At 67.1% G+C, this 17,423-nt stretch carries 15 protein-coding genes; 10 read left to right on the top strand and 5 right to left on the bottom strand.

Features of this window, described 5'->3' with window-relative positions:
• Window positions 1-109 precede the first annotated feature (109 nt).
• Window positions 110-2,401 carry an FUSC family protein gene (locus LMA02_RS05670; RefSeq protein WP_228907215.1) on the top strand — a complete coding sequence of 764 codons (2,292 nt, stop codon included), beginning with the start codon at window positions 110-112 and terminating at the stop codon, window positions 2,399-2,401.
• A gap of 307 nt (window positions 2,402-2,708) precedes the next feature.
• Window positions 2,709-4,076 carry an amino acid permease gene (locus LMA02_RS05665; RefSeq protein ID WP_175655998.1) on the top strand — a complete coding sequence of 456 codons (1,368 nt, stop codon included), beginning with the start codon at window positions 2,709-2,711 and terminating at the stop codon, window positions 4,074-4,076.
• Window positions 4,077-4,246: 170 nt separating this feature from the next.
• On the opposite strand, the gene LMA02_RS05660 is transcribed toward LMA02_RS05665, so the two are convergent.
• Window positions 4,247-4,408, bottom strand: a complete 162-nt coding sequence (locus tag LMA02_RS05660; protein WP_006754390.1) for a hypothetical protein — start codon at window positions 4,406-4,408, stop codon at window positions 4,247-4,249.
• 243 nt (window positions 4,409-4,651) lie between these two features.
• Between LMA02_RS05660 and LMA02_RS05655 the strand changes: the two genes are divergently transcribed.
• Genes LMA02_RS05655 through LMA02_RS05645 form a run of 3 tightly spaced genes read left to right on the top strand, consistent with a single transcriptional unit; the run spans window position 4,652 to window position 8,139 of the window.
• Entirely contained in the window at window positions 4,652-5,695 is a 1,044-nt protein-coding gene (locus LMA02_RS05655; RefSeq protein ID WP_228907214.1) for a Fe(3+) ABC transporter substrate-binding protein, read from the top strand.
• Window positions 5,685-7,361: an ABC transporter permease gene (locus LMA02_RS05650; protein WP_228907213.1), complete on the top strand. Its 1,677-nt coding sequence runs from the start codon at window positions 5,685-5,687 to the stop codon at window positions 7,359-7,361. Before LMA02_RS05655 ends, LMA02_RS05650 begins: the two co-directional genes overlap by 11 nt.
• 4 nt (window positions 7,362-7,365) lie before the next feature.
• Window positions 7,366-8,139 (top strand): ABC transporter ATP-binding protein, encoded by a 774-nt coding sequence (locus LMA02_RS05645; RefSeq protein ID WP_228907212.1) that lies wholly within the window; start codon window positions 7,366-7,368, stop codon window positions 8,137-8,139.
• A 46-nt stretch (window positions 8,140-8,185) separates the two neighbouring features.
• Here LMA02_RS05645 and LMA02_RS05640 read toward each other — a convergent pair whose 3' ends face one another.
• The 4 genes from LMA02_RS05640 to LMA02_RS05625 form a co-directional block, all read right to left on the bottom strand.
• Window positions 8,186-8,656: an Lrp/AsnC family transcriptional regulator gene (locus LMA02_RS05640; protein ID WP_006754321.1), complete on the bottom strand. Its 471-nt coding sequence runs from the start codon at window positions 8,654-8,656 to the stop codon at window positions 8,186-8,188.
• Between the two features lie 294 nt (window positions 8,657-8,950).
• Window positions 8,951-9,592 carry an NAD(P)-dependent oxidoreductase gene (locus LMA02_RS05635; protein ID WP_228907211.1) on the bottom strand — a complete coding sequence of 214 codons (642 nt, stop codon included), beginning with the start codon at window positions 9,590-9,592 and terminating at the stop codon, window positions 8,951-8,953.
• A gap of 134 nt (window positions 9,593-9,726) precedes the next feature.
• Window positions 9,727-10,182, bottom strand: coding sequence for an Rrf2 family transcriptional regulator (locus tag LMA02_RS05630; RefSeq protein ID WP_011656425.1), 456 nt, complete (start codon window positions 10,180-10,182; stop codon window positions 9,727-9,729).
• 92 nt (window positions 10,183-10,274) lie between these two features.
• A complete protein-coding gene (locus LMA02_RS05625; protein WP_228907210.1) occupies window positions 10,275-10,703 on the bottom strand; it encodes a hypothetical protein in 429 nt (142 codons plus the stop codon).
• Between the two features lie 193 nt (window positions 10,704-10,896).
• On the opposite strand from LMA02_RS05625, the gene LMA02_RS05620 reads away from it, so the two are divergent.
• The 5 genes from LMA02_RS05620 to LMA02_RS05600 all read left to right on the top strand — a co-directional run bounded on the left by LMA02_RS05620 (window position 10,897) and on the right by LMA02_RS05600 (window position 17,290).
• The gene (locus LMA02_RS05620; RefSeq protein WP_228907209.1) at window positions 10,897-11,232 is read left to right on the top strand and encodes a hypothetical protein; all 336 of its coding nucleotides are present in this window, start codon (window positions 10,897-10,899) and stop codon (window positions 11,230-11,232) included.
• 253 nt (window positions 11,233-11,485) lie between these two features.
• Window positions 11,486-12,679 (top strand): ammonium transporter, encoded by a 1,194-nt coding sequence (locus LMA02_RS05615; protein WP_228907208.1) that lies wholly within the window; start codon window positions 11,486-11,488, stop codon window positions 12,677-12,679.
• Between the two features lie 192 nt (window positions 12,680-12,871).
• Window positions 12,872-14,830 (top strand): PhoX family protein, encoded by a 1,959-nt coding sequence (locus LMA02_RS05610; protein ID WP_228907207.1) that lies wholly within the window; start codon window positions 12,872-12,874, stop codon window positions 14,828-14,830.
• Between the two features lie 362 nt (window positions 14,831-15,192).
• Window positions 15,193-16,068 carry an alpha/beta fold hydrolase gene (locus LMA02_RS05605; protein ID WP_175661862.1) on the top strand — a complete coding sequence of 292 codons (876 nt, stop codon included), beginning with the start codon at window positions 15,193-15,195 and terminating at the stop codon, window positions 16,066-16,068.
• Between the two features lie 79 nt (window positions 16,069-16,147).
• A complete protein-coding gene (locus LMA02_RS05600; protein ID WP_228907206.1) occupies window positions 16,148-17,290 on the top strand; it encodes an FAD binding domain-containing protein in 1,143 nt (380 codons plus the stop codon).
• Window positions 17,291-17,423 lie beyond the last annotated feature (133 nt).

The raw sequence follows: 17,423 nt of genomic DNA, 5'->3' as shown, positions 1-17,423 counted from the left end.
CACGACGAAGCTCGGCCGAAAGGCCAGGTTTTGCGGACCGCGAAATACGATAGACTCGTCGCCAGTCAATACGCCGCCCCGGCGTCTTCGTCTGTCATTCAGCCCATCGATGCGCTATTCGGTCGAAATCAGAAAGTTTCTCTACAGCCAGTACTTTTTCGGCGGCCTGCGGATCGCGGTCGGCGTGTCGCTGCCGGCCGTGCTGTGCCTGATCGTGTTTCACAACCGCGAGCTCGGCTTCACGATCTCGACCGGCGCGCTCGGCGCGTGCGTCGTCGACATGCCGGGCCCGCTGAAGTACAAGCACAACGAAATGCTCGCGTGCAGCGTGATCGGCTTCCTGGCCGCGCTCGCGACCGGCCTCGCCACCCCGAACATCTTCGGGCTGTGGCTGACGATCGTGCCGCTCACGTTCGTGCTGTCGCTGATCGTCGTCTACGGCAACCGCTGGCCGCAGATCAGCTTCGCGACGCTGTTCATGATGGTGATGACGCTCGAGGAGAACTTCACGCCGCTGCAGGCGTTCGTCAACGCGGGCTGGATTCTCGCGGGCGGCCTCTGGTACACGTACTGGGCGACGCTCGTGTCGCAATGGCAGGCGCGCCGGATCGAACAGCAGGCGCTTGCCGAAAGCCTGTTCGCATGCGCCGACTACCTGCTCGCGCGCGCGCAGTTCTACGATCTCGACGCCGATCTCGACGAGTGCTACCGCAACCTCGTCGCGAAGCAGATCACCGCGGTCGAAACGCAGGAAACCGCGCGCGACATCGTGCTGCGCAATCTGCCGAAGCTGCGTCGCGGCAAGCTCGATCCCGGCCGCGCGACGATGTACAACCTGTTCATCAACAGCGTCGACCTGCACGAGCTGTTCGTCGGTGCGCACACCGACTATCCGCTCGTGCGCAACACGTTCGGCGGCTCGGACCTGATCATTTTCTACCGCGACCTGATCCGCAAGGCAGCCGCCGATCTCGAGCAGATCGGCCTCGCGGTGCTCGAAAACCGCGCGCCGCATTCGCGAATCAGCGTGAAGGCCGAACTGCGCGCGATCGAGTACGAGATCGAGCTGATGCGCAAGAAGAACTTCCCGGCCAGCAATGCGGAAGCGTACGCGGCCGTGCTCGCGACGTTCCGGCGCATCTGGAGCGCGACGCGCCTGATCGACCGGATGCGCCGCAACCTGTCGGGCCACGCCGACCCGCAGCAGATGGAACTGAAGATCGACAAGGCGCTCACGCGCTTCCTGCAGCGGCGCCGGATGTCGCCGCTCCTGATCTTCTCGAACCTGAACATGCGCTCGCCGAGCTTTCGCCACGCGCTGCGCGTGACGATCGCGGTGGCGGTCGGCTTCTGGCTCGGCCGGCTGCTGCCGCTCACGAACGCATACTGGATCGTGATGACGACCATCATCATCCTGAAGCCCGGCTACTCGCTCACCAAGCAGCGCAATGCGCAGCGGATCGTCGGCACGCTGATCGGCTGCGCAGCGAGCATCGCGCTGATCTACACGGTGAAGGAGCCGCACCTGCTGATCGCGATCATGTTCGGCTCGATGGTGATGAGCTACAGCCTGCTGCTGTTCAACTACGCGGCGAGCGTCGTGTTCACGTCGTCGTACGTGCTGCTGATGTTCCACCTGCTCGCGCCGGGCAGCATGCGGATCATCGGCGAGCGCGCGATCGACACCGTGGTCGGCTGCATGATCGCGATCGCCGCGAGCCGCCTGTTCCCGTACTGGGAATACCGGCTGATGGGCAAGCTCGTCACCGACATGCTGACGTCGACCCGCAAGTATTTCGAGGCCGTGTGGCGCGCCGGACGCGGCGCATCGCCGCCGCCCGTGCCGACCGCCGACGGCGCGGCGGTCGTGCCGGTCATCGCCGCCGCGATCGAAGCACCCACCACCGCCCTCGACGACGACTACCGCTACCGCCTCGCGCGCAAGGACGTGCACATCGCGTTCGCGAACCTCGGCCAGGCGTTCCAGCGGATGATGATCGAGCCGAAGGCGCACCAGCGCTTCGTGCCGGAGCTGAACGACCTGCTCGTGCAGACGCACGTGCTCGGCGCACAGATCACCGCCGCTGCGCCGCTGATCCGCAGCGCGTGCGCGGCCGACGAGAGCCTCGTCCACGACGACGCGCTGCACCGCGGCCTGTCCGCCGTGCTGGAGAACCTCGAGAAGGCGGAAGCCGGCGAGCCGCCGCCGGCCGACCAGCTCGACGCGACGAAGCAGATCACGCGCGACCTCGACGCGATGGTCGTGTCCGCGGAAAAATCCGACGCGGTGGGCGCCGAGCTCACGCACGACCTGAAGGTGCTCGCGCACCAGTGCAAGCAGATGCTCGCGTCGTCGCTGCTGATCCGCAAGGACGCGAGCGTCATCCGCCTGCCCGCATGACCGCATGACGTCGTTCCCGCCGCCGGCCGGCCGCGCATGCAAGCGGGCCGGCCGGCGGCGCTCCACCGCTTCCCCGCTCCCGCAATACCGTTCCGCAGCATGACCCACCCGCCCCCCGCGGCCCGTGCGCGCGCCGCGCGTTTGTCCCACCCGCGATTCAACCGGTTGCGCCAGTCAGGGAATACCCGATTCCGGTCACATGGCCGGGCTTGTTATCATTCGTTCACATTCAAGTTGTATAGACAACTTGAGCCGACCGGGCCGGCCCTGCTCCCCCGGTCCGTCGCATAACGATATCGGAGACTCGATGAAGAACTTGCAGCGCCATCTGAGCGCACGGCACATCCGCTTTCTCGCGCTGGGCTCGGCGATCGGCACCGGCCTGTTCTACGGCTCGGCGTCCGCGATCCAGCTCGCGGGCCCGGCGGTGATCCTGGCCTACATCCTGGGCGGCGCGGCCGTCTACATGGTGATGCGCGCGCTCGGCGAGATGGCCGTGCGCGAACCCGTCGCCGGCTCGTTCGGCCACTACGCGACCGAAAACCTCGGCCCGTTCGCCGGCTTCGTCACCGGCTGGACCTACACGCTCGAAATGGTGATCGTCGCGATCGCCGACATCACCGCGTTCGGCATCTACATGAGCTTCTGGTTTCCGGATGTGCCGCAATGGATCTGGGTGCTCGGCGTCGTCGCGGTCATCTGCGGGCTGAACCTGTGCCACGTGAAGGTGTTCGGCGAGCTCGAATTCTGGCTGTCGATCATCAAGGTCGGCGCGATCGTCGCGATGATCGGCGGCGGCGTCGCGATCCTGCTGACCGGCATGCACTTCGGCCATTCGGCCGACGTGCCGACATTCGCGAACCTGTGGAACCATGGCGGTTTCTTCCCGAACGGGATCGGCGGGCTGATCGCCTCGCTGTCGGTCGTGATCTTCGCGTACGGCGGCATCGAGGTGATCGGGATGAGCGCCGGCGAGGCGAAGGATCCGGAGCGCGTGATTCCGCGCGCGATCAACGCGGTGCCCGCGCGCATCCTGCTGTTCTACGTGCTGACGATGGTCGTGCTGATGTCGATCAGCCCGTGGACCGGCGTCGGCAGCGACGGCAGCCCGTTCGTGCAGATCTTCTCGGCGCTCGGCGTGAAGTCGGCCGCGACGATCCTCAACCTCGTGGTGATCAGCGCGGCGATCTCGGCGATCAACAGCGACATCTTCGGCGCGGGCCGGATGATGTTCGGGATGGCGCGGCAGGGCCAGGCGCCGCGCGTGCTGATGACGACGTCGCGGCACGGCGTGCCGTGGGTCACGGTGCTCGTGATGGCCGGCGCGCTGCTGGTCGGCGTGGTGCTGAACTACCTGATGCCGAAGGACGTGTTCCTGGTGGTCGCGGCGATCGCGACGTTCGCGACCGTGTGGGTGTGGCTGATGATCCTGCTGTCGCAGGTTGCGATGCGCCGTCGCCTGTCGAGCGCGGAAGTCGCCGCGCTGAAGTTCAAGGTGCCGCTGTGGCCCGTCGCGCCCGCGCTGACGATCGCGTTCATGGGTTTCGTGATCGTGATGCTCGGCTGGTTCGATGACACGCGCGTCGCGCTCTACGTCGGCGCGGGATGGCTCGTACTGCTCGCGGTCGTGTTCTACGCACGGATCCGCCCGAAGTTCGCACCTGCGTCACGGTGACGCACGACTGACCTTTCCATGCGGCGCGCCGGGTCCGGCGCCCGCGTCTGTCCCGGCGCGACGCGGCGCATCGCGCGTCGTCCGCCGCTTCCCTGCTCCTCCCGCCGTTCCCGCACGTCGCTTGCGCCCCAGTCAACCGGGCCGCGGCGATCATGCCGGCCGTGCCGGCGTCAGTGCGACGCGGCGCTCGCGGCCTCGGCCGGATGGGCCTCGTCGTACGCGTGCTTCTGCGAGATCGCGTTGTACGCGATCGTCCCGATCACGAGCAGCACGGCCACGACGATCAGGATGCTCACGTTGCGGACAGGGTTCTTCTTGCGCTGATCGTTCATGGTCGGTCCTGCTCCGTCGAATTCGTTGAAGCGGGCATTCTACGCGCTTGCGCCCGCGCCGCGACGCCCCGTTACGCCCCCCCTCATCCCGCCTTCCGTCCAGCTTTCCGTCACCTTTCATTTGATAATCATTCCCATTTCAATCTAGAATCCGAAATCTTTCGTTTTGTAATGTTTCGGGTCGCTCGGGCGGCAGGCACGCCCCGGAACGCCTCTTCGTCCGCCTGCCTCACCGGAGTCTCCATGTCGAATCCGCGCACCCGCCTGCTGCCGCTCGCCGGCGCCCTCTCCCTTGCCGCCGCCGCATTCGCGCCGCTGGCCCACGCCGCCGAGGAAGTGAGCCTGTACACCACCCGCGAACCGAAGCTGATCCAGCCGCTGATCGACGCGTTCACGCAGCAGAGCGGCGTCAAGGTCAACACGGTATTCGTGAAGGACGGCCTGCTCGAGCGCGTGAAGGCGGAAGGCGCGCAGTCGCCGGCCGACGTGCTGATGACGGTCGACATCGGCAACCTGCTCGACCTCGTCGACGGCGGGCTCGCGCAGCCGGTGCGCTCGAAGGTGCTCGACGACGCGATTCCCGCGAACCTGCGCGGCGCGCAGGGCGACTGGTACGCGCTGTCGCTGCGCGATCGCGTGCTGTATGTGGAGAAGGACCTGAAGGTCGACGCGTTCCGCTACGAGGATCTCGCCGATCCGAAATGGAAGGGCAAGGTCTGCATCCGCTCGGGGCAGCATCCGTACAACACGGCACTCGTCGCGGCGATGATCGCGCACGACGGCGAGGCCGCGACCGAAAAGTGGCTGCGCGGCGTGAAGGCGAACCTCGCGCGCAAGGCGACGGGCGGCGACCGCGACGTCGCGCGCGACATTCTCGGCGGGATCTGCGACGTCGGCCTCGCCAACGCGTATTACGTCGGTCACATGAAGAACGCGGAGCCGGGCACCGATGCGCGCAAGTGGGGCGACGCGATCAAGGTCGTGCGGCCGACGTTCGCGAACGCGAAGAGCGGCGGCACGCACGTCAACATCAGCGGCGCGACGGTCGCGAAGCACGCGCCGCACAAGGCCAACGCGGTGAAGCTGCTCGAGTACCTCGTGTCGCCGCAAGCGCAGGCGCTTTATGCGCAGGCGAACTACGAATACCCGGTGCGCGCGAACGTGAAACTCGATCCGGTGATCGCGAGCTTCGGCACGCTGAAGGTCGACCCGCTGCCGCTGGCCGACATCGCGAAGCACCGCAAGGCGGCCAGCCAACTCGTCGACAAGGTCGGCTTTGACAACTGAGGCATCGTCCGTCCGCGCGCGCCGCCGGCCGTTGCGTTCGCGCGCGGGCAGCCTCTGGCTCGGCGCGGCCGTCGCGATCGCCGCGGCGGTCGCGGCGCCGCTCGCGGTGCTGGTCGCCGCCGCGTTCGGCGCCGATCTCGCGCACTGGAAGCATCTCGGCGCGTTCGTGCTGCCGCAGGCACTCGCCAATACGCTGCTGCTGCTCGCGGGCGTCGGCGCGATCGTCACGGTGGTCGGTACCGGCTGCGCCTGGCTCGTCACCGCGTACGACTTTCCCGGCCGCCGGATACTGACCTGGGCGCTGCTGCTGCCGCTCGCGGTGCCCACCTATATCGTCGCGTTCGCGTATCTCGACCTGCTCCACCCCATTGGCCCCGTGCAGGGCGCGATCCGCTGGCTGCTCGGCTTCGACAGCCCGCGCCAGTTCCGCCTGCCCGACCTGCGCTCGCTGCCCGGTGCGATCTTCGTGCTCGGCTTCGTGCTGTATCCATACGTGTACCTGAGCACCCGCGCGATGTTCGTCACGCAGTCCGCGAGCCTGCTCGAAGCCGCGCGCACGCTCGGCGCGGGACGTATCGCGACATTCTGGCGCGTCGTCGTGCCGCTCGCGCGGCCCGCGATCGCGGTCGGCGTGAGCCTCGCGCTGCTCGAAACGCTGAACGACATCGGCGCGTCGGAATTCCTCGGCGTGCAGACGCTGACCGTATCGGTCTACACGACGTGGATCACGCGCTCCGATCTCGCCGGCGCCGCGCAGATCGCGCTCGCGATGCTCGCGATCGTCGTCGGCATGATCGTGCTCGAACGCTATGGGCGCCGCCGCCAGCGCTACGCGCACGGCCGGCGCATGCGCCCGGTCGCGCCGCGCAAGCTGACGGGCGCGGCCGCATGGAGCGCCGCCGCGCTCGGCTGGCTGCCGGTACTCATCGGCTTCGGCGCGCCGGCCGCGTACCTCGCGGTCGAGACCGGCAAGCGGCTGCATCTCGTCGGCGGCGTGTCGACGCAATTGCTGACCGGGCTCGCGAACACGCTGACGATCGCCGCCGCCGCGACCGTCACCACACTTGCCTGCGGGCTCGTTGTCGCATGGGCGGCACGCGCGCGGCGCGACAGCGCACCTGCGGGGCCGGCCCGCGTGTGTGCACGCATCGCTTGCCTCGGCTACGCGGTGCCGGGCACCGTGCTCGCGATCGGCCTGCTGATCCCGTTCGCGGCGGCCGACCGGCTGCTCGGCGCGGCGCTCGGCCGAGACGGGCTGTTGCTGATGGGTTCGGCGGCCGCGCTCGTGATCGCGTACACCGTGCGCTTTCTCGCGATCTCGACCGGCAGCATCGAAGCCGGCCTCGCGCGCATTCCGCCGTCGCTCGAACAGGCCGCGCGCTCGCTCGGCGAGACGGCCGGCGGCACGCTGCGCCGCGTGCACCTGCCGCTGCTGCGACCCGCGCTCACGACGAGCGCCCTGCTCGTCTTCGTCGACGCGATGAAGGAGTTGCCGGCGACCCTGCTGCTGCGCCCGCTGAATTTCGACACGCTCGCAACCTGGCTGTATGCGGAAGCCGCGCGCGGCACCTATGAGGAAGGCGCGGTCGCCGCGCTCGCGATCGTGCTGGCCGGGCTCGTGCCCGTGATCCTGCTCGCGCGCACCCGTCACAAGATCGGAGCCTGACATCGTGAACCTGCTCGAACTCGACGACCTCTGCGTCGCCTACGACACGCCGCCCGGCCGCCGCACGGTGGTCGACGGGCTGAGCCTCGCGCTGCCGCGCGGCGACATCGGCTGCCTGCTCGGCGCCTCGGGCTGCGGCAAGACCACCGTGCTGCGCGCGATCGCGGGCTTCGAGCCCGTGCGCATGGGGCGCATCGTGCTGGACGGCACGCCCGTCGCGGCGCCGTCGCTCGACGTGCCGCCCGAGCGGCGGCGCATCGGGATGATGTTCCAGGACTATGCGCTGTTTCCGCACCTGAGCGCGGCCGACAACGTCGCGTTCGGCCTGCGGCGCATGCCGAAGGCCGAACGGCGCACCCGCGTCGCGGACATGCTCGAACTCGTCGGTCTCGCCGATGCGGGCAGCGCGTATCCGCACGAACTGTCGGGCGGCCAGCAGCAGCGCGTCGCCCTTGCCCGCGCGCTTGCGCCGTCGCCGGAGCTGCTGCTGCTCGACGAGCCGTTCTCGAATCTCGATGTCGATACGCGCGAGCGGCTCGCGTTCGAACTGCGCGACATCCTGAAGCGCACGGGTCATACCGCGATCCTCGTCACGCACAACCAGGCGGAAGCGTTCGCGATCGCCGACCGGATCGGCGTGATGAAGGATGGCCGGCTCGCGCAATGGGACACGCCGTACGCGCTGCACCATCATCCGGCCAGCCCGTTCGTCGCGGAGTTCGTGCGGAGCGACGCGCTGGCGGACGAACGCGCCCGGGCGCTGGCGCGCGGCCGCTGAGCGGAATAACGACGACGGCGCGCTCTGTGCGAGCCGCCGTACCGCACTACGCCGGTTCGGACAGATCGCGCACCGGCAGCGCGGTCGAATACTTGATCTGCTCCATCGCGAACGACGAACTCACGTCGAACAGCGGCACCGCGCGGATCAGCTGCTTGTACACGCGATCGTAATCATCGATGCCGGCCACCACGACCCGCAGCAGATAGTCGGTCTCGCCGCTCATCCGGTACACCTCGACGACTTCCGGCATGTCGCGCACGGCCTGAGTGAAACGCTGCGCCCACTCCTCGGTGTGCTGGTTCGTGCGAATCGCGACGAACACGGTCGTGCCGACCCCGAGCTTGCGTGGATCGCACAGCGCGACCTGCGCACGGATCGCGCCGGTTTCCTTGAGCCGCTGCACGCGCTTCCAGCAGGGCGTCTGCGACAGGTTCACGCGCTGCGCGAGTTCCGCGATCGGCAATGTGGCATCTGCCTGCAACAGCTCCAGCAGCTTGCGATCGATGGCATCCATTTACCCAGTCCTTCGTAGATAGAAATTTTTTCTATGCATCGTGCATGACGGGGAACGATATGGAAACCGCTGCGCGGCGTCGACCGGGATAAATACCAATCAACCAGGGATACGCCGCGATGCGCGGAATCCCGCGCGCGCCGGCCTGTCGATAAGCGGCACCCCAAATGAAACAGGCGATTCCGCCCGTCGAGGTGGAATCGCCTGAAGTCGTTGCGACCGCAGTGGCAGCCGGGCGCTGACGGATGCTCACGTCGAATGCGGCGCTCGCGCACCGCCTCGCCGCGATGTCGCTCAATACGCGACCGTCGCGATCTCGCGCACGAAGCTGTCTTGCTCGAGCGCATCGACGAACGCGACCGCGTAGTCTTCCGCCGAGATCTTGCTGTTGCCCTGCGCGTCCACGATCAGCTTGCCAACGCCCGTACGGAACGTGCCCGTGCGCTCGCCCGGCGCGATCAGGGCGGCCGGCGCGAAGAACGTCCAGTCGAGATCGCCGACCGTTTCCAGATAGTCGACCGCATCGCGGTGCGCGAGCGCGACCGCCTTGTACGCGTCCGGGAAGCCTTCGGTGTCGACCAGCTGCTTGCCCGGCGCGACTTCGAGCGAACCGGCGCCGCCCACCACCACGAGCCGCTTCAGGCCCGCCTGACGCGTGCCGGCAACCAGCGCCTTTGCCGCCGCGACGACCTTCGCGGCATCGTCCTGCTTCGGACCGTACGCGCTCGCGACGACGTCGTGACCCGGCAGCGCGGCCGCGATGCTGGCCGCATCGAACAGGTCGGCCGCCTTCGCGACGATGCCGTCGCCGGATGCGCCCGGGTGGCGCGACAGCGCGGTCACACGATGGCCGCGGCGCGCGGCTTCCGCGGCGATGCGCGAACCGATCATCCCGGTGGCGCCAAACAGTGCGATGTTCAGGGTACGTTGCGTCATGTCGATTCTCCAGAAAGAAAAAGTAACTAAAGTGATTACATATAAGACCGAAAAAAAACGGAGCGAAACTCCGTCGTGCCGGCCGCCGCGCGTGCGCGCCGCCCGGCCTCCTGCCCTGCATCATCCGCCGCCTGTCACCCGCCGGCGCTTCCCGCGGGCCGGCTGCGATGCTCCGATTCGAGCACGTCGGCCGTGACGTCCGCGAGCGTGCGCGTGGCAAGCGATGCTTCCATCGCGCGCTGCGCGTCGCCGATGTAGTCGATCAGCACGCCCTGGATGTGCCGCCCGACGAGACACGCGGGATTCGGCGCCTCGCGATGCAGTGCGAACAACTGCGCATCGTCGACCGCGCGATACACGTCGAGCAGCGTGATCTTGCCCGGCTCGCGCGCCAGCAGCGCACCGCCGCCCGCGCCGAGCTGCGACGTGGTCAACCCCGCGGCCGCCAGCATCGACAGCAGACGGCGAATCAGCGCCGGATTCGTGTTCACGCTGCCCGCGATGATGTCGGACGACAGCGGCGCGCCTTCCTGCATCGACAGCAAGGCAAGCACGTGAACGGCAAACGCGAACCGGCTGCTGGTATTCATTCCTCACTCACCTGGCGACGCCGGCCCGAACGGCAGCCGGCGACAATGTGTAACTACTATAATTACATTTCACGGATTGCGCAAGTGCCGGGTTACTCGCCGCTGGCAGGTTTCGCGCCGGACGCATTCTGCTGGCTCCACTGCTGCAGCTTCTTGCCGGCCTCCGCCATTTTCGCGCCCGCTTCGGACGCCGCATGCGCGACGACCGCGGACGCGGCCGCATCGAACTGCGCCTGCGCGGCCGACGCGAGGCCGCTCGCGGACAGCGGCGGCACGGCCGAGGCCGCACTCGCGATGCCGGCCTTCGCGGCATTGAGCTGCTGGTTGACGGTGCTCGCCACCTGGTCGAGCGCCTTGGCCGCGTTGTTGGCGGCATCGGCGGCCGCGCTCGCGGCCGTATCGGCTTGCTGGGCCGGCGTGCCGGACTTCTCGCAGCCTGCGAGCAACAGCACCGCACCGACGGCCGCGGCCGCCAGCAGGGAACCGGGCACGCGACGCGCCCGCGAAGTCTTCATCTTCATCAGCAATCTCCGGCCGTGCGCTGCACGGCCTGAATGGTTGGACCGATGCCGATGATACCGCTTGTGGAACAGGGCCACTGACCACTCCCGATTAAAAATGCCTTTCAATTTCGGATTCGTCTGATTCAATCGCGCGCGCGCCGACACTAAAGTGGGCAGCCTTCCATCCGCTCCGTCCGCTTCCCGCTTCTCCATGGCTTTCCTCATCGACTGGTTCATCGCGCTGGCCGCCGTGCTCGCCGCCACCCTGTTTCTGTGTCTTCGCTCGCCGTCCGCGACGCGCCTGCGTGCCGTCGGGCGTCCGCGCCGCGTGGCGTGCGCGCGCCTGCTCGCGCAAGCGGTGATCGGCTTCTGGACGGCCGCGCTGATCGTCGCGCAAGGCATCCTCGGCCCCGACGGCGACGGCCAGTCGCACGCGGGCGTCGCCGCGCTCACGTTCGCGGCACTCGGGCTCGCGGCCGTCGCCGCCTACTGGTCCGCCTGCGCGCTGCGGCTGCGGCGGCCACGCACGCTGTTCGCGCGCCGCTGACGCGCCAGACCGGTGCACCGCGGCGCACCACGCCGCACCGCGCCGCGCGTCGCACGCACCAGATGCGCACGCTTCGCACCACGCACGTGCACCCGTTGCGCCCCTTCCGCCGCAGCCGGCCCGCCCCGCGACTGTGCATGCTTCACCGGAATACCGCTCCGCGCGGCCTTTCGCACCATTTGCACGCAGCGATTCACCAAGTTGGCTCGATACTTGCATTCCTCGCCCATTTTTTGCGCAAGGAAGCCACGGCATGGATGGTCTGAAATCCGGCGTCGATACACTGTTCCTGTTGATCGGCGCCGTCATGGTGCTCGCGATGCACGCGGGCTTTGCATTCCTCGAGCTCGGCACGGTCCGCAAGAAGAACCAGGTCAACGCGCTCGTGAAGATCCTGGTCGACTTCTCGGTGTCGACGCTCGCGTACTTCTTCATCGGCTACACGATCGCGTACGGCGTCGAGTTCTTCGACGACATCGGCACGCTGTCGCAGCACAACGGCTACGCGCTCGTGCGCTTCTTCTTCCTGCTGACGTTCGCGGCGGCCATCCCCGCGATCGTGTCCGGCGGCATCGCGGAGCGCGCGAAATTCAATCCGCAGCTCGTCGCGACGCTGATCATCGTCGGCTTCATCTATCCGTTCTTCGAAGGGATTGCATGGAACGCCCGCTTCGGCGTGCAGGACTGGCTCACGCATGCGTTCGGCGCGCCGTTCCACGATTTCGCGGGCTCGGTCGTCGTGCACGCATTCGGCGGCTGGGTCGCGCTGCCGGCCGTGCTGCTGCTCGGCGCACGCCACGGCCGCTATGCGAAGGACGGCCGGATCGCCGCGCATCCGCCATCGAACATTCCGTTCCTCGCGCTCGGCGCGTGGGTGCTCGCGGTCGGCTGGTTCGGCTTCAACGTGATGAGCGCGCAGACGCTCGACAAGATCAGCGGCCTCGTCGCCGTGAACTCGCTGATGGCGATGGTCGGCGGCACGCTCGCCGCGTGGATGGCCGGCCGCAACGATCCGGGCTTCACGTACAACGGCCCGCTCGCGGGCCTCGTCGCGGTCTGTGCGGGCTCCGACGTGATGCACCCGATCGGTGCGCTCGTCACGGGGGCCGCGGCCGGCGCGGTATTCGTCGCGATGTTCACCTGCGTGCAGAACAAGTGGCGCATCGACGACGTGCTCGGCGTGTGGCCGCTGCACGGGATGTGCGGCGCGCTCGGCGGCCTCGCGGCCGGGGTGTTCGGGCAGCCCGTGTTCGGTGGCCTCGGCGGCGTGTCGTTCGTGTCGCAGCTCATCGGCACGCTGGGCGGCATTGCGATCGCCACCGCGGGCGGCACGCTCGTGTATGGCGCGCTGAAGGCGACGGTCGGCCTGCGCCTCGATCGCGAAGCCGAATTCGACGGCGCCGACCTGTCGATCCACCGCATCTCGGCGACGCCCGAGCGCGATTGAACACCATCAAGCACGAAACCGGCGTCCGGCAGCACACCTGACGGACGCCCGACGCATCATTACGTTTTCGATTCAAAAAACTTTCATCTAGCATCCCTACACTTCGGTCCAGTTTTCAACTTGCCTTCGCCTTGCTTGCTGCGAGCCTGCTTCGCGATGGCCATTCTTCCAACATCTGAAACTGGACTCCACATGCCCGCGTTGCCCAATGCTTCCCGTCGTCAGGCCCTGAAGATCCTCGTCGGCGCGCCCATGCTGCCCCTCTCCGGCCTCGCGCTGCCGGCTCTTCTGACCGGTTGCGGCGGTGACGACAATCCGACGGCGACGCCGGCCGCCGCCGCGTACACGTCGGCGGCGTTCTCGGCGATGGCCGCGCCCACGCTCGACAACGCCGCCGCGATGGCCACGACGACGGTCGGCTCAACGCTGTCGGTGTCGTTCTCGGACGGCTCGTCGCGCAACTTCAAGCTGGCGTACCGGCCGTTCTTCGTGACGGGCGACATGGTGCCGGACGGCAAGGGCGGCACGACGCTCGCGGGCGGCTACTACGACATCAACAACCAGCCGATCATCGACCGCTCGGTGGCCGGCAAGGAGCGCCAGTTCTATTCGGACTGCCCGGACGGCAGCTCGCTGCTGACGCTGAAGAACGCGAACGTCGCCGGCGTGAAGGGCAACACGGTGTTCGCGGTCGTGCAGTTCGAATACACGACGCGCGACCAGGCGAGCGCATCGCAGTACGGCCAGCTGCCGTCGCCGATCGCGGTGATCACGCTCGATCAGGATCCGTCCAGCGGCGCGCTGAAGGTCGTCAAGTATCACAACGTCGATACGTCGAGCGCACACGGCCTGTGGATCACCTGCGGCGCGAGCCTGTCGCCGTGGGGCACGCACCTGTCGAGCGAGGAATACGAGCCGGACGCGACGAAGGCCGCGACCGATGCGCAGTTCAAGGCATTCAGCAAGAACACGTTCGGCGACGAGACCAAGGCGAACCCCTATCACTACGGCCACCTGCCCGAGATCACGGTGAACCCGGACGGCACCGGCACGGTGAAGAAGCACTACTGCCTCGGCCGCATCTCGCACGAGCTGATCCAGGTGATGCCGGACCAGCGCACCGTGATGATGGGTGACGACGCCACCAACGGCGGCCTGTTCATGTTCGTCGCCGACAAGGCGGCCGACCTGTCGGCCGGCACGCTGTACGTCGCGAAGTGGACCCAGACGTCGTCCGCCGGCGCCGGCAGCGCGACGCTGACGTGGATCAGGATCGGCCACGCGACGAGCAGCGAGATCGAGACGCTCGCGAACACGCTGAAGGCGTCGGACATCATGGACCTGACGACGACCGACCCGAACGACGCGAGCTACACGAAGATCCACTTCGGCGGCAAGTTCAACTGGATGCGCGTGAAGCCGGGGATGGAAAAGGCGGCCGCGTTCCTCGAGACGCACCGCTATGCGGCGCTGATCGGCGGCAGCATGGCGTTCACGAAGCTCGAAGGCACGACGGTGAACGCGAAGGACAAGATCGTCTACACGGCGATGTCGCGCATCGAGACGTCGATGGTCAAGGGCAACGCGGTGTCGCGCGACGTCGCGGTGGACAAGAAGATCGCCGCGGGCGCCGTCTATGCGCTGAACCTGAAGGCCGGCCAGCGCGACACGTCGGGCGGCGCGATCGACAGCGAATGGGTGCCGGTCGACATGGGCGCGCCGGCCGCGCTCGTCGGCGAGGACCTCGCCGCGGCCGACGCGCTCGGCAACCTCGCGAACCCGGACAAGATCGCGAACCCCGACAACCTGAAGTTCTCCGAAAAGCTGCGCACGCTCTTCATCGGCGAAGACTCGGGCATGCACGTCAACAACTTCCTGTGGGCGTACAACGTCGACACGAAGTCGCTCGCGCGCGTGCTGTCGTGCCCGGCCGGCGCCGAATCGACGGGCCTGCACGCGGTCGACGAGATCAACGGCTGGACCTACATCATGAGCAACTTCCAGCACGTGGGCGACTGGGAGACGCCGCTGCACGACAAGGTCAAGTCGACGCTCGACCCGCTCGTGCGCGCGAACTACAAGGACCGCTTCGGCGCCAGCGTCGGCTACCTGACGGCCGAGCAGACCAGCATCAAGCTCGCGAAGGCCTGAGCGGCCGGGGGTCCTGATCGGGGCCTCCCTGACCGCACCTCCCTCTCTTCATCACGTTTCATTCGTCGGCGCTCCACGCCGGTTCATGCGCGATGCCCATTGCGGGCGTCGCGCTTTTTTTTGCGCGCACGCCGCACTGACGCCACTCGCCGCACTGCTCACATCGGGCATTTGAGGTCGCGATCCTCCCAGGAACAACTTGATCGTCATGAAACGGCCCGCGCCTGCCGGAACGCATCTACCCGGAAGACGATTCAGAACAATTCATACGACTGTCCATGTTGCTTCGCCTATGCTCGGACAGCACTCGCGCGCACGTCGCTCCGATGGCGCGTCGTCCGAACCGAAATGGGAACCGACACATGTCCACCACTACGCCTTCGATCGTTCACCACACCGTCACTGCGAACGGAATTCGACAACATTTCATCGACGCGGGCAGCGGGCCTGTCGTGGTCCTGCTGCACGGTTTCCCGGAAACCAGCTTCGCATGGCGCTTCCAGATTCCCGTCCTGGCACAACGCTACCGCGTCATCGTGCCCGACCTGCGCGGCTACGGCGAAACCGACAAGCCGGCCGCCGGCTACGACAAACGCAACATGGCCCGCGATCTCGTCGCATTGCTCGACACGCTTGGCATCGGCCGAATCGCGCTGGTCGGGCACGATCGCGGCGCACGCGTCGCGACACGCTTCGCGAAGGACTTCCCCGAGCGCCTCGAGCGCCTTGTCGTGATGGACAACGTGCCGACCCGCATCGTCGCGGAGAACATGACAGCCCAGACGGCACGCGCGTACTGGTTCTTCCTGTTTCATCAGGTAGCGGACCTGCCCGAAGCACTGATCGCCGGCAAGGAAGCCGAGTGGCTCAGCTACTTCTTCTCCGACTGGTGCTACAACCCGCACGCTATTTCCGGCGAAGCGTTCGACACGTATGTCCGGGCCTATCGCCGTCCCGGCGCCGTACGTGGCGCACTCGCCGACTACCGCGCGAACGCGGAAGACGTCAAACAGGATCTCGCCGACGCCGATGTGAAGATCGCATGCCCGACCATGGCGATCTGGGGTGAGGATTTCTACGCGGTCGGCAAGATGTTCGACATGAAATCCGTCTGGGAAAGCATGGCGACACATCTTCGGGCCGAGCCCATCGCGCAATGCGGCCACCTTCCGCAGGAAGAACAGCCGGAACGCGTCAACGCGCTGCTGCTCGATTTCCTGAAGAGCTGGGAAGGTTGAATTCGCAGCGCACCGGCATCGCGGCAGCAGGAAATCGGACGCACGGTACGCGCGATCCACTGGCTAACGGGAGCACTTCATGAATGACGTATCGAGGCCGCGGGCACTCGTGATCGGCGGATCGGTAGGCGGACTCTTCACGGCAACTGCGCTGCGTGCGGCAGGATGGCGCGTCAGCGTGTTCGAACAGTCGCCAAGCGAGCTCGATAGCCGCGGCGGAGGCATCGTCCTGCAGCCCCCGATCGTCCGCGCGTTCGCATTCGGCGGGGTACCGATGCCGGGCGATACCGGCGTGGATTCGACCGAGCGGATCTATCTCGACGAAGGTGACCGGATCGTGCAGCAAATGCGCATGCCGCAAACCCAGACTGCGTGGAATGTGATCTATACGGCGCTGAAGCGCGCACTGCCAGCGGGCGTCGTCCATGCAGGCGAGACGTTCGAGCGACTCGATTCCAATGGCGCGAGCATCACCGCGCATTTCGCGAGCGGCCGGGTAGAACACGCGGATCTGCTCGTCGGCGCGGATGGCGGGCGCTCCGGCGTGCGCGCGCAACTGCTGCCCGAGACGCAACCCACCTATGCGGGTTACGTTGCGTGGCGCGGGCTCGTCGACGAACATGACCTGCCCGATCAGGTACTTCGCGTGCTGCGCAACCGCTTTACGTTTCAGCAGGGTGACGCACATCTCTTCCTGACCTACCTGGTACCAGGCCGCGATGGCACCGTCGAGCCCGGCAAACGGCGCGTGAACTGGGTGTGGTACCGGCGTCTCTCGTACGACAAGCTACCTGAACTGTTTCTTTCCCGGGACGGCACACAGCGAGACGGATCGCTGCCGCCCGGTGCAATGCGCGACGACAATCGGTCGGAACTCGTCGACGCGGGCCGCAACCTGCTCGCACCGACGCTCGCCGCGCTGGTCAACGCAACGCACGCGCCGTTCGCACAGGCAATTCAGGATCTTGTCGTCGAGCGAATGGTGTTCGGCCGCGCGGTACTGCTTGGCGACGCTGCTTGCCTTGTCCGCCCCCATACCGCCGCCGGCGTGGCAAAGGCGGCGGACAATGCGGTTGGACTCGCCGAAGCGATGCAGGCTTTCGCGCGAGGCACGGCGTTCGACGCCGCACTGTCGCGTTGGGAACGCGATCAGCAGAAGATCAACGCTTCGCTATCGGCGCTCGGTATTTCACTGGGGACGCGCATCATGGGATCTACGTGACCACCTGGGCAATGCCTTGCACACGGCGCGCTGCGCCCCCAGCCTCGCGCCATCATTCGTTTCAGATGGCCCCGCGGCAGTCGAACGCCGGACATCACATTGATGAGGAAATAGCGCTCCAGATGGCGCGCCG

The organism is Burkholderia sp. B21-005 (assembly GCF_020843965.1).
GTDB lineage: Bacteria > Pseudomonadota > Gammaproteobacteria > Burkholderiales > Burkholderiaceae > Burkholderia > Burkholderia ambifaria.
The sequence above is the reverse complement of the archived record's forward strand: the minus strand, read 5'-3'. Positions and strand labels throughout refer to the sequence as shown.